The sequence below is a fragment of the Dietzia sp. DQ11-44 genome (assembly GCF_014145205.1).
In the GTDB taxonomy this organism is placed as follows: domain Bacteria; phylum Actinomycetota; class Actinomycetes; order Mycobacteriales; family Mycobacteriaceae; genus Dietzia; species Dietzia natronolimnaea.
The window spans coordinates 1-12,374 of the sequence record NZ_JAALEC010000387.1 but is presented as its reverse complement, the minus strand read 5'-3'; the positions used below and the strand labels follow the sequence as shown (position 1 = coordinate 12,374).

The window sequence follows — 12,374 nt, the reverse complement described above, 5'->3', positions numbered from 1 at the left end:
CCGCCCGCGGATGTCGCGGGCGGCGGCCTTCGTCGTGCAGTGGCTCTCAGCGCTTGGCGGGAGCCGTCGCGACCGCGCCGGTCGCCGCGGCGCCGAACACCGAGTAGTGATCAGCCGGGACCTCGTAGACCCTGGCCTTCTTGAGGCTGTCGTCCTTCTTCGGTCGCAGCGACAGGAACATCCACACGGCGAGGAACACGGCGATGCTGACCAGCCAGATGTCCTCGACCCTGCCCACGTGGTTGCCGAACAGCATGGCCAGGAGGAACAACACGAAGAAGCCGCCCACGACGAGGCCGACCTTCCTGTTGTGCTGGTGCCAGCCCCACTGGACCGAGGGCTCGTCGAGGGAGCTGATGCCCCCCACGACGATTTCCTTGCTGGTGTGGTGCCCGTCCGCGCTCATGCTCCCCGGTTCTCCTCACGGCTCGCTGGCAGCCCCGCGGGCCGCCGACATCCCGCTCAGTCTGGCACACGCCCGGCCGGGGTCGACGGGTAACCCGCCGGTGTCACGCCCCCGACGCGTCACGCGATGCGGCGCCCGGCGCCCCGGACGTGGACAATGACGGTGTGACCACGCGCGTTCTCATCCTCGGAAGCACCGGCTCGATCGGTACCCAGGCACTGGAGGTGACCTCCGAGGCCGGCCCCGGCCGGTTCGAGGTCGTGGGCCTGGCCGCGGGCGGCGGTCGGGTGGACCTCCTCGGTGAGCAGATCGCGGCGACGGGAGCCGGCTACGTCGCCGTCTCGGATCCCGCCGGCGCCGCGCGGATCCGGTCGGAGTTCCCCGCGGTGACCGTCTTCGACGGGCCGGGTGGCGCGACCGAGTTGGTCGGGGCGGTGGAGGCGGACGTCGTCCTCAACGGCATCGACGGCTCGATCGGACTCGGTCCCACCCTCGCCGCGCTGGCGACCGGAGCCCGCCTGGCGTTGGCCAACAAGGAATCGCTCGTCGCCGGTGGTGCGCTGGTGACCGGCGCCGCCGCCCCGGGGCAGTTGGTGCCCGTGGACTCCGAACACTCGGCCATGGCGCAGTGCCTGCGATCGGGCACCGCGGACGAGGTCGCCGGCCTCGTCCTGACCGCGTCCGGAGGTCCGTTCCGGGGCAGGACGCGCGCGCAGCTGGCGGACGTCACCGCGGAGCAGGCGTTGCGGCATCCCACGTGGGCGATGGGGCGGATGATCACACTGAACTCGGCCACCCTGGTCAACAAGGCGCTCGAGCTCATCGAGGCGCATCTGTTGTTCGGGGTGCCGTACGAGAAGATCGAGGTGACCGTCCACCCCCAGTCGGTGGTCCACTCGGCCGTGACCTTCGTCGACGGTGCCACCATCGCCAAGGCGTCTCCTCCGTCGATGAAGCTGCCCATCGCGCTGGCCCTCGGCTGGCCGGACCGGATCCCCGGGGCCACGACACCTCTCGACTTCTCCCGGTCCCACTCCTGGACGTTCGAGCCCGTGGACGAGCAGACGTTCCCGGCGATCTCCGTCGCCCGCGCGGCCGGATCGGCGGGAGGGCTGCGCACGGCGGTGTTCAACGCCGCGAACGAGGAGGCCGCGCCGGCCTTCCTCGACGGGAGGATCGGCTTCACCGAGATCGTCGACGTGGTGGCCGAGACGGTCGCGGCGGCGGACGAGTGGTCGTCCGATCCCCGCGACCTGGACGACGTGACGGCGGCGGAGTCGTGGGCACGGCGCCGTGCCGCCACGCTCGTCGCGAACCGGGAGGGCTGAGTCGTGATGGTGCTCGGGATCGTGCTCTTCGCACTCGGGATCATGGTGTCGATCGTGCTCCACGAGTACGGACACATGCGGGTGGCGCAGTGGTCGGGCATGAAGGTCCGTCGGTTCTTCGTCGGCTTCGGTCCGACACTGTGGTCGGTGCGCCGCGGCGGGATCGAGTACGGACTCAAGGCGGTCCCGCTGGGTGGGTTCTGCGATATCGCGGGGATGACCGCGTACGACGAGTTGGCCCCGGAGGACGAGCCCAGGGCGATGTGGCGTCAGGCGTGGTGGAAACGGGTGGCGGTCCTGTTGGCCGGCCCGGCCATGAACATCGTCCTGGCCATCGCGCTCTTCTACACGGTCGCCGTGGGCTGGGGGCTGGTCAACCGTGACGTCCAACCGATCCCGACCGACCGGGTCGCGGCGGTGGTGGGCGACACCTGCGCCGGTGCGGACCGGTGTGGGGTCGGTGTCGGCCCGGCGGGTGAGGCCGGCATCCTCGCCGGCGACCGGATCACCTCCGTCGACGGCCTCCCCGTGGGCAGTTGGTCCGATCTGTCCGAGGTGGTCTCCGCGCGTCCCGGCCAGACGGTCCCCGTCACGCTCGACCGGGCGGGGGAGACCGTGACGACGACGGCGAGCCTGACCTCGTCCTCCGTCGCGGGTCAGGAGAGGGGTGCGCTGGGGGTGCGACTGTCCGAGGACGGCATCCCCCCGGAGATCCTCGCCGACCCCGCCTACCAGACGGTCAACACCTACGACGCGCTCGGTGCGGTCCCGGCGACCTTCGTGTTCACCGGGGAGATGATCGAGGCCACGATCGACGGACTCATCTCGTTCCCGTCCAAGATCCCGGCGGTGGCGGCGTCGATCTTCGGCGCCGAACGGGCCGATGACTCGCCGGTCTCCGTGGTGGGTGCGAGCCACATCGGTGGCCAGGCGGCCGAGCAGGGTGCGTGGTGGCTGTTCCTGCTCTTCCTCGCGGGGCTGAACCTGTTCCTCGGGGCGTTCAACCTCGTCCCGCTCACCCCGTTCGACGGCGGCCACATCGCGGTGGTGTTCTACGAGAAGATCCGCGACGCGCTACGGCGGCTCCGCGGGCTGGCACCGGGCGGCCCGGCGGACTACGAGAAACTCGCGCCGATCACCATCGGTGTGTTCGTCCTGTTGATGGGCGTGTCCGCGATCGTCATCACCGCGGACTTCGTCAACCCCATACTGCTGACGGGATGAGCGTCCGGACTCCCGATCTCGCCCCCGCGCCCCGGAACGCGGATAATGGCGGACGGGATCCGCGAGCACCCGGCTGGCGACCCCTACGGAAGGCCCTGTTGTGAACGACTCCTCCTCCATCCCCGTCGGACTGGGAATGCCAGACGGTCCACCGCCGGTCCTCGCGCCGCGCCGGAAGACGCGGCAGCTGTTCGTGGGCCAGGTCGGTGTGGGCAGCGATCATCCGGTGTCGGTCCAGTCCATGACCACCACCAAGACCCACGACGTCAACGCCACGCTCCAACAGATCGCCGAACTCACGGCGGCGGGCTGCGACATCGTCCGCGTGGCGTGCCCCCGTCAGGAGGACGCCGACGCCCTTGAGACCATCGCGCGCAAGTCGCCGATCCCCGTCATCGCGGACATCCACTTCCAGCCCAAGTACATCTTCGCGGCGATCGACGCCGGGTGCGCGGCGGTACGCGTCAACCCCGGCAACATCAAGGAGTTCGACGGACGGGTCGCCGAGGTGGCCAAGGCGGCCGGCGCGGCGGGGATCCCCATCCGGATCGGCGTCAACGCCGGGTCCCTCGATCCGCGTCTGCTCGCCAAGTACGGCAAGGCCACCCCGGAGGCGCTCGTGGAATCCGCGCTGTGGGAGGCCTCGCTGTTCGAGGAATACGGTTTCGGCGACATCAAGATCTCGGTCAAGCACAACGACCCCGTGATCATGGTGGAGGCCTACCGTCAGCTCGCGTCGAAGAGCGACTACCCGCTCCACCTCGGAGTCACCGAGGCCGGGCCCGCGTTCCAGGGCACCATCAAGTCCGCGGTCGCGTTCGGAGCCCTGCTGTCGGAGGGGATCGGCGACACCATCAGGGTCTCGCTCTCCGCGCCGCCGGTGGAGGAGATCAAGGTCGGTTCGCAGATCCTGCAGTCACTGGGTCTGCGCCCGCGCAAGCTCGAGATCGTCTCCTGCCCGTCGTGCGGTCGTGCCCAGGTGGACGTCTACAAGCTCGCCGACGAGGTCACCGCCGGCCTCGAGGGGATGAGCGTCCCCCTGCGCGTGGCCGTCATGGGGTGCGTGGTCAACGGACCCGGCGAGGCGCGCGAGGCCGATCTCGGCGTGGCCTCGGGCAACGGCAAGGGCCAGATCTTCGTCAAGGGCGAGGTCATCAAGACCGTGCCGGAGGCGATGATCGTCGAGACCCTCATCGAGGAGGCCATGCGGATCGCGGAGGAGATGGGCGAGCCCGTCGGCGAGGCCGCAGCGGGTCAGGGCCCCCAGGTCAAGGTCACGCGATAGGCCGATGACCGATACGGCTGCGCCGGAGGCAGCGACCGGCGGGTGCCGCGGGGTGGGCCCCGGGGAGGCCCGCGCGCTGCTCGGCGTCCTCGAATCCGACCCCCTGGTCTCGTGTCCCGCGGCGGAGAAGTTCGCCGCGTCCGGCGCGGTGCCCGGGCCGGAGGGGCGGTTCCTCACGCTGGGCGGCCCCGAGAGGTCGCTGGTGTTCGTGGGGAGTTCGGTGCTGCCACTCCGTGGTGACGCACATGATCACCACGAGCTCGGTCTCGCGGTGGCGGGCCTGGGGTTCGGCCCCATGTCCGTCCACGGGCGGAGGGATCAGGTCTCCGCGCTGTGGGGTGCCCTCGGTTCCTGCTGGGGGCCGTCCAGGGAACTCCGCGGGGCGCAGCACCTCATGGCGCTGCGGCACCCGGTGGACCGGTCCCTCGTGCTCGGCGACATCCGGGCCGCGACCCTCCTCGAGTTCGAGCAGGTGCTCGCGGCCGCGGCGGCGATGTACCGCGAGGAGCTGGGCTCCGATCCGTTCGCCGTGGGGTCGGGGATACCGTTCCGCCGCCGGGTCGCGCGCTCCCTGGCGAGGGGGAGGACCTGGATCGGGGTCGACGACGGAGAGGTGTTCTTCAAGGCCGACGTCGCCGCAGTCTCTCCGTGGTCGGCGCAGATCCAGGGGGTGTGGGTCCGGCCCGGCAGGAGGGGTGCGGGGCTCGGGACCGGCGGCATCGCCGCGGTGTGCGCCGCCCTCCAGGCCGGTCGACTGACCCCGTCCCTGGTGGTCAACGGATCCAACGCCGCGGCCCGCTCGGCGTACCGGCGGGTCGGGATGGTCGACGTGGTCGACTACGCGACCGTCCTGATGTGACCCGCCGGGCCACGGTGGCGGCACCCGGGCACCCGCGGTCGGGCCGGGTCGGCGGCGAGCCCCTGAACGCACCTATCCTTGAGGCCATGACCACCTCAACCCGTCAGCCCCTCGTCCCCGGCGATCCCACCCCGATCCGGACGGTTCCCGAGTCGATCCCGCGGCCCGAGTACGTCTGGCGCGAGAAGGTCGACGAGGCCAACGGCGAGCCGTGGGTGCAGACGCCCGAGGTGATCGAGGCGATGCGCAGGGCGTGCACGATAGCGGCGGACGCCCTCGTCGAGGCGGGGCGTGCCGTGGCACCCGGGGTCACGACGGACGAGATCGACCGGATCGCCCACGAGTACATGTGCGACCACGGCGCCTACCCGTCGACGCTGGGGTACAAGGCGTTCCCCAAGTCCAGCTGCGTGTCCCTCAACGAGGTGATCTGCCACGGCATCCCCGACACCACGGTCATCCTCGACGGGGACATCGTCAACATCGACGTCACCGCGTACATCGACGGAGTCCACGGCGACACCAACTCCACCTTCCTGGCGGGTGAGGTCGCCGAGGAGAACCGGCTCCTGGTCGAACGGACGCGAGAGGCCATGAACCGCGGGATCAAGGCCATCCGCCCCGGCCGGGAGATCAACGTGATCGGGCGTGTCATCGAGTCCTACGCGCGCAGGTTCGACTACACGGTGGTCCGGGAGTTCACCGGGCACGGGGTGGGTCCCACCTTCCACAACGGCCTGGTGGTGCTCCACTACGACGAGCCGTCACGGACCGAGGTCCTCGAGCCCGGGATGACGTTGACCGTCGAGCCGATGATCTCGCTGGGCGGTCCCGGGTTCGACATCTGGGATGACGACTGGACCGTCACCACCGCGGACAAGGCGTGGACCGCACAGTTCGAACACACCGTGCTCGTCACCGACGAGGGGTACGAGGTGTTGACGCTGCCGAGCGGGGGCTGAGGCCTCGCCGCCGGGTCGGATCGGGCTCCCCGACGACCCGAGTCGAACGATTGTCCCGATGCGGCCGTGAGTCATGGACATCTCGCGCCATAATGTCAATCATGATCGATACTCCCCGCGGACCTGTGGACCACGTCGACATCCTCGTCGTCGGAGCCGGGTTCGGGGGGATCGCGATGGCCGATCGTCTCCTGCGGGAGGGACGGGGCGGGGACATCCTCGTGGTCGAGGCCGGCGACGAGGTCGGCGGGACCTGGCGCGACAGCACCTACCCGGGGTGCGCCTGCGACGTGCCCACCTCCCTGTACTCGTTGTCGGGTCACGCTCACCCCGACTGGTCGCACTCGTTCGGCAGACAGGGCGAGATCCAGGCCTACCTCGTCGGGGTGGCGGACAGGATCGGCCTCCGCGATCGACTCGTCACCTCCTGCGAGGTCACCCGCGCGCGGTGGGGCGACGACACCGCCCGGTGGAACGTCGACACCAGCCGTGGGCAGGTCCTGGCCCGCCATCTCATCGTCGCGACGGGGGCGCTCTCCGCACCCTCCGTGCCCCCGCTCCCGGGCCTCGAGGGTTTCGACGGCGAGGTGTTCCACTCCGCGCGCTGGCGCCACGACATCCCCCTCGCCGGCAAGAAGGTCGCGGTGGTCGGCACAGGCGCCTCCGCCGTGCAGTTCGTGCCCGAGATCGCCGGGACCGCCGACCACGTCACGGTCTTCCAACGGACACCCGGATGGATCCTGCCCCGGTTCGACCGTTCCATCTCCCGGCGTCGCCGCGCGCTGTACCGGCGTGTCCCGTTCGTGCAGAAGATCGTCCGGGGTCGGGTCTACGCGGGCCGTGAGCTCTACGTCCTGGCATTCACCCGGGCCCGGTTCCTCCTCCGGTTGTTCGAGTGGTTCGCCCGGTTCTACCTGTTGGTCAAGGTGCGGGACCGGCGGATGCGGACGGTGCTCACCCCGGATTTCTCGATCGGGTGTAAGCGTGTGCTGCTCACCGGCCAATGGCTTCCGGCGCTGTGTCGGCGGGACGTCACCCTGGTCTCCGGACCCGCGACCTCGGTGACCCCGGGCGGTCTCGTCGACTCCGGGGGTGCCGAGCACCCCGCCGACGTGATCATCTTCGGGACCGGGTTCCAGCCCACCGAGCCGCCCATCGCGCGGGTCGTCACCGGTTCCGACGGCCGGACCCTCGCAGCACACTGGGACGGCAGCCCCCGCGCGCACAACGGCGTGACGGTCGCCGCGTTCCCCAACCTCTTCCTGATGTTCGGGCCCAACACCAGCCTCGGGCACTCGTCGATCGTCTACATGCTCGAATCACAGGCCGAGCACGTGCTGAGGCTGCTCGAGTTGTCGAGGCGTGCGGATCGGGGGACCGTGGAGGTGCGGGAGGAGGCCCTCGACCGGTATTCCGACCGGATGGACCGCGAACTCGCCGGCACCGTGTGGAACGACGGTGGATGTTCGAGCTGGTACATCGACTCACGGGGCCGGAACTCGACGCTGTGGCCCACCTTCACGTTCCGATACCGACGCCAGGTGAGGTCGGTCGACCCGGCGGACTTCGTGGTCGGCTGAGGCCCGCCGGGGCGGCGGGTCAGAAGCCCCGGTCCGGGAAATCCAGTCCGAGCAGGGCGTTCTCGACAACCTCGGCCATCGCAGGGTGGATCCAGTACTGGCGACGCGCGAGTTCGGGGACGGTGATCTCGAACTCCATGGCCTGGATGAGGATCTGGATGAGGGAGGGCGAGTGGGCACCCATGATGTGGGCGCCGACGAGCAACCCCGTCGTGCGGTCCGCGATGAGCTTGCAGCACCCGACCGAATCCTCCATGGCCCAGCCGTAGGCCACGTCCCCGTAGTCCTGGACCTTGACCGTGACGTCGTATCCGGCCTCCCGGGCCTCGGCCTCGGTCAGTCCGACCGAGGCGATCTGCGGCCAGGTGAACACGGCGTAGGGCACCAACCGGTGATTGACGGGGTGGAGGTCGTCAGGGTGCCGCAGGTTGTGCCCGACCACCCGCTGCTCGTGGTTGGCGACGTGCTTGAGCTGGTAGGGGGAGCTCACGTCGCCGAGGGCCCACACGCCGTCGGCCGTGGTGCGGCCGTACTCGTCGACCCGGACCAGCTCCCCGTCCATCGCCACGCCGGCGGTGTCGAGGCCGAGCAGGTCGCCGTTGGGGGTGCGGCCCGTCGCCACCAGGAGCGCGTCGCCGGAGCAGGTCGAACCGTCCTCGAAGGTGATCTCGACCCCGCGCCGGTCCTCGCCGGTCGCGGTCATCGTGGTGATCTGCTGGCCGAGGCGGACGTCCCACCTCCGCCTGGCCTGGTCGGTGAACCGTTCGGCCAGTTCCCGGTCCACGTGCTTGAGCAGGACGTCCGAGCGGCCGATCACGGTCACCTCCACGCCGAGAGCCGAGAACACGTGGGCGAACTCACAGGCGATGAAGCCGGAGCCCTGGATCACCATCGACCCGGGTAGCTCGGGGATCCGCATGACGTCGTCGCTGGTGTAGAAGTCGACGCCGGCGTCGACGACGATCCCGGGGATCGAGGGGCGGGCGCCTGCGGCGATCACCACGGAGTCGGCCGTGATGATCTCCCCGGTCCCCGTGTCGATGGTGCGCGGACCCACGAAGGTCGCGTGACCGTCGTACACGGTCACGTTGTCGCACCGTGTGCGCCGGTAGTCCTCGCCGCTGGAGGCGATGGGGTCGATCCGGCGGTCGAACACCCGGGAGACGATGTCGGGCCAGCGGACGCCGTCGAGCGTCGAGTCGATCCCGTAGGTGCTGGAGTGCGCGACGGACACGGCGGTGTCCGCGGCGTAGACGAACATCTTGGTGGGGATGCAGCCCACGTTGAGGCACGTCCCACCGAAGGAGCCCTTCTCGCAGATCGCCACGGACTTGTCGGCGAACGACTCGTCGATCAGCGAGTTTCCGCTTCCGGTGCCGATCACGATGAGGTCGAAGTGCCGGGAGGGGGTCTGGGTCATGGTCGTCAGGACTCCTTGGTGTGGGGTGCGAGGATCTGGTCCAGCCAGTCGCCGAGGTGCCGGAAGACCACCTCGAGCACATCCGCGCGGGAGAGGAACACGTCGTGTCGGGCGCCGTCGACGGGGATGTCCGTGACCCGGTCCGAGACCCGGTCGGCGAATCGCTCCATCGATCGGACATCCAGGATCAGGTCGGTGTCGACGTCGAGCACACCGCCCGCGCCGCGAGCGCCGACGGACGACGCCGTCGACCTCAGCAGGAGCACGGGGAGCGGAAGGTGGACCCCGGACTGGAGAGCCTTCTGCGCCCGGCGGACGGCCGCGAGCCATCCGGCCCGGACCCCGACCCCGCCCGGGGGCTTGAGTGCGGTGTCGAAGTGGAAATCCCCGTCGTGGTCGATGTGGGTGCTCACCACGTACCGGTCCGAGGTCTTCAGGGGCAGCCGGTAATAGGGCCTCGCGGAACCCAGGGTTCGGATGACCGGGTCCAACAGGGGTCGGGCGCGGTCGGGGACGTCGAGTTGGAACCAGGGGGAGTTCAGGACCAGCCCCACGACGGGGTCCAGCGAGCCCCGGTCGCGGCGCCGCCCGAGCCAGAGCGGTACCACCAGTCCGCCGGTGGAGTGCGCGGCCACGATGACGGGGAGTCCGGGGTGTTCGGCGGCGATCACGGCCAGTGACCGGTCCAGCTCGTCGTCGTATCTCTTCAGGTCGGTGGTGAAGTGCGGCGTCAGGCCGTCCCGCCTGGAGCGTCCACACTTGCGCAGGTCCACGCCGTAGGTCGCGATGCCGCGACCGGCGAGGAACTCGGCGAGATGGGTGTGGAAGAAGTAGTCGGACAGACCGTGGACCACGAGCAGGGCGGCGACGGGCCGCTCGGGTGCGTCCTCGTGCCGCACGAGAGTGGCCGATATCGGTCCCTCGCCGTCCGGATCGGTACCGAGTGGGAGCTCGAGACGCCGGTAGGACGGGCCCAGCAGGTCCGGGGTCCACTGCGCACCGGATCCGGTGGGGGCGACGGCATCGGGGGAGGGCGGAGGCACGACGACCACCCTAGTCCGGTGTGCCGCGGGGGCAGACCGGTGAGTAGTCTTGGGATCCGGTGGACGCGGGGTCGCCGGACGGTCCCGTGTCGATTCCAATTCGGGTCCACGACCAAACAGCGAGGGTAACCGGTGACTGCAGACCAGGTGGCAAAGCACGGAACGACTGATGTGGCGCTCATCGGCGCGGGCACCATGAGCGCGACGCTCGGGGCTCTGTTGCGTCGCCTCCAGCCCGACTGGCAGATCGAGATCTTCGAGCGCCTCGAGGGCCCCGCGCTGGAGTCCTCCGACGCGTGGAACAACGCCGGCACCGGCCACTCCGCACTCTGCGAGCTCAACTACTCGCCCAAGACCGCCGACGGTGACGTGGACATCACCAAGGCCGTGAGCGTCAACGCGAAGTTCCAGGTCTCGCGGCAGTTCTGGTCCTATGCCGTGGAGAACACGATCCTCGGCGACCCGACGGAGTGGATCCGCCCGGTCCCGCACATGAGTTTCGTGGCCGGTGAGGCCGGGCAGGAGTACCTGCGGAAGCGGTACGACAGGCTCGCCGGCCACCCCCTGTTCCCCGGGATGGGTCACACCACCGACTTCGGAGAACTCGAGCGGCTGGTCCCGCTCATGGCCCGTGGCCGGTCCGCCGACCAGCCCTTCGCCCTCAGTCACTTCGAGAACGGCACCGACGTCAACTTCGGGGCACTCACCCGGCAGTTCGTCAAGTACCTCACCAGGACGGGCACCGAGGTCCACTACCAGAACCAGGTCAAGGATCTCGAGCGCAACACCGACGGCACCTGGCGGCTGACCGTGGCCAACCGCCACACCGGCGACGAGCGCACGGTCGATGCGAAGTTCGTCTTCGTCGGAGCCGGCGGAGGTGCCCTGCACCTGCTGCAGAAGTCGGGCATCCCGGAGATCAAGGGCATCGGCGGGTTCCCCGTGGGGGGCCAGTGGCTGCGCTGCACCAACCCCGACCTCGTCGACCAGCACCAGGCCAAGGTGTACAGCCAGGCGTCGGTCGGCGCGCCGCCGATGTCGGTTCCGCACCTCGACACGCGCGTCATCGACGGCAAGAAGGGGCTGCTCTTCGGCCCGTTCGCCGGCTGGACCCCGAAGTTCCTCAAGATGGGCAGCTTCATGGACCTGCCCTCGAGCATCCGTCCGGGCAATCTGCTGCCCATGGCCAACATCGGGCTCACCGAGATGGGCCTGGTCAAGTACCTCATCACCGAGCTCGCCAAGAATCACGGCGCGCGTGTCGAGACCCTCAGGGACTTCGTGCCGTCCGCGCAGGACGGCGAGTGGGAGAAGGTCGTTGCCGGCCAACGTGTCCAGGTGATCAAGCCCAACGGGCGCGGGGGGACCCTCGAGTTCGGTACCGCCGTGGTCAACGCCGCAGACGGCTCGATCGCGGGTCTGCTGGGGGCGTCCCCCGGTGCGTCCACGGCCGTCGACGCGATGGTCGATGTGCTGCAGCGCTGTTTCCCGAGCCGGTTCGCGGACTGGAAGCCCGCGCTCGAGGAGATGATCCCGTCCCTCGGTCGCGACCTGGCCGCGGAAGAGGGCCTGTTCGCCGAGCAGTTCGAGCGCTCGACCCGCACCCTCAAGCTCGATCAGAGGGCCTGACGGCGGGCCGGACCCCGCCCCGTACGAACCCTCATCCCCCGGTCGCCGCGTCGCTGTGGCCGGGGGATGACGCGTATCACAGTGCCTCGGGGCCGAGGCGGTCGCGGCCACCGACGGCGGATAGGATCGGCGGCATGATCCGGCCCGTGAACCCGTACCCCGTCGGCTTGGACCTCGAAGGCCGTCGGGTCGTGGTGATCGGCGGCGGATCGGTGGCCCAGCGGCGTATCCCGGTGCTCCTCGAGTCGGGTGCCGTCGTCCACCTGGTGAGTCCTGAGATCACGCCCACGTTGCAGGGACTGGTCGACTCCGGACGCATCCGGTGGGAGGCCCGTGAGTACCGGTCCGGCGACCTGGAGGGCGCCTGGTACGTGGTGGCGGCAACCAAGGACTCCCTGGTCAATGCCAGGGTCGCCGCCGAAGCCGAGCAGGATCGCACCTTCTGCGTGCGGTCGGACGCCGTCAACTCGGGCACCGCGGTGACGCCCGCCGTCGTCCGCCGCGACGAGATGGTGGTGGCGGTGCTCACCGGGGACCGCGCACGGACCGCCGAGGCCCGTGATGTGGTCGCCCGCGCTCTGAGCGACGCCGGCGCCGAGGCGCCGGAGGTCGAGGAGAGGCTGCGGGGGACGGTCGCG

11 protein-coding genes are annotated in these 12,374 nt (G+C 70.0%); 8 read left to right on the top strand and 3 right to left on the bottom strand.

From position 1 onward, the window contains the following. Positions 1-46: 46 nt before the first annotated feature. A complete protein-coding gene (locus G6018_RS10245) occupies positions 47-406 on the bottom strand; it encodes a DUF2631 domain-containing protein (RefSeq protein ID WP_182639536.1) in 360 nt (119 codons plus the stop codon). 164 nt (positions 407-570) lie between these two features. Between G6018_RS10245 and dxr the strand changes: the two genes are divergently transcribed. The 6 genes from dxr (at position 571) to G6018_RS10215 (ending at position 7,644) form a co-directional block, all read left to right on the top strand. Next, entirely contained in the window at positions 571-1,734 is a 1,164-nt protein-coding gene (gene dxr / locus G6018_RS10240) for a 1-deoxy-D-xylulose-5-phosphate reductoisomerase (RefSeq protein WP_259843967.1), read from the top strand. Positions 1,735-1,740: 6 nt separating this feature from the next. Further along, positions 1,741-2,958, top strand: coding sequence for a site-2 protease family protein (locus G6018_RS10235; RefSeq protein ID WP_182609734.1), 1,218 nt, complete (start codon positions 1,741-1,743; stop codon positions 2,956-2,958). 136 nt (positions 2,959-3,094) lie between these two features. Next, positions 3,095-4,243, top strand: a complete 1,149-nt coding sequence (gene ispG / locus G6018_RS10230; RefSeq protein ID WP_182639538.1) for a flavodoxin-dependent (E)-4-hydroxy-3-methylbut-2-enyl-diphosphate synthase — start codon at positions 3,095-3,097, stop codon at positions 4,241-4,243. 4 nt (positions 4,244-4,247) lie between these two features. Next, entirely contained in the window at positions 4,248-5,102 is an 855-nt protein-coding gene (locus G6018_RS10225) for a GNAT family N-acetyltransferase (protein WP_182609735.1), read from the top strand. A gap of 86 nt (positions 5,103-5,188) precedes the next feature. Continuing rightward, positions 5,189-6,064: a type I methionyl aminopeptidase gene (gene map / locus G6018_RS10220; RefSeq protein ID WP_182609736.1), complete on the top strand. Its 876-nt coding sequence runs from the start codon at positions 5,189-5,191 to the stop codon at positions 6,062-6,064. A gap of 101 nt (positions 6,065-6,165) precedes the next feature. After that, positions 6,166-7,644, top strand: coding sequence for an NAD(P)/FAD-dependent oxidoreductase (locus G6018_RS10215; protein ID WP_182639535.1), 1,479 nt, complete (start codon positions 6,166-6,168; stop codon positions 7,642-7,644). 19 nt (positions 7,645-7,663) lie between these two features. On the opposite strand, the gene mtr is transcribed toward G6018_RS10215, so the two are convergent. Together mtr and G6018_RS10205 are read right to left on the bottom strand one after the other, a co-directional pair. Then, positions 7,664-9,064, bottom strand: a complete 1,401-nt coding sequence (mtr, locus tag G6018_RS10210; protein WP_182639534.1) for a mycothione reductase — start codon at positions 9,062-9,064, stop codon at positions 7,664-7,666. Positions 9,065-9,069: 5 nt separating this feature from the next. Continuing rightward, positions 9,070-10,107 (bottom strand): alpha/beta hydrolase, encoded by a 1,038-nt coding sequence (locus G6018_RS10205; RefSeq protein ID WP_259843962.1) that lies wholly within the window; start codon positions 10,105-10,107, stop codon positions 9,070-9,072. Positions 10,108-10,254: 147 nt separating this feature from the next. On the opposite strand from G6018_RS10205, the gene mqo reads away from it, so the two are divergent. After that, on the top strand, positions 10,255-11,736 hold the full coding sequence (gene mqo / locus G6018_RS10200; RefSeq protein ID WP_347237849.1) for a malate dehydrogenase (quinone): 1,482 nt from the start codon (positions 10,255-10,257) through the stop codon (positions 11,734-11,736). Positions 11,737-11,870: 134 nt separating this feature from the next. After that, positions 11,871-12,374: NAD(P)-dependent oxidoreductase (locus G6018_RS10195; protein WP_277817769.1), on the top strand; the 504-nt coding region annotated here is incomplete at its 3' end.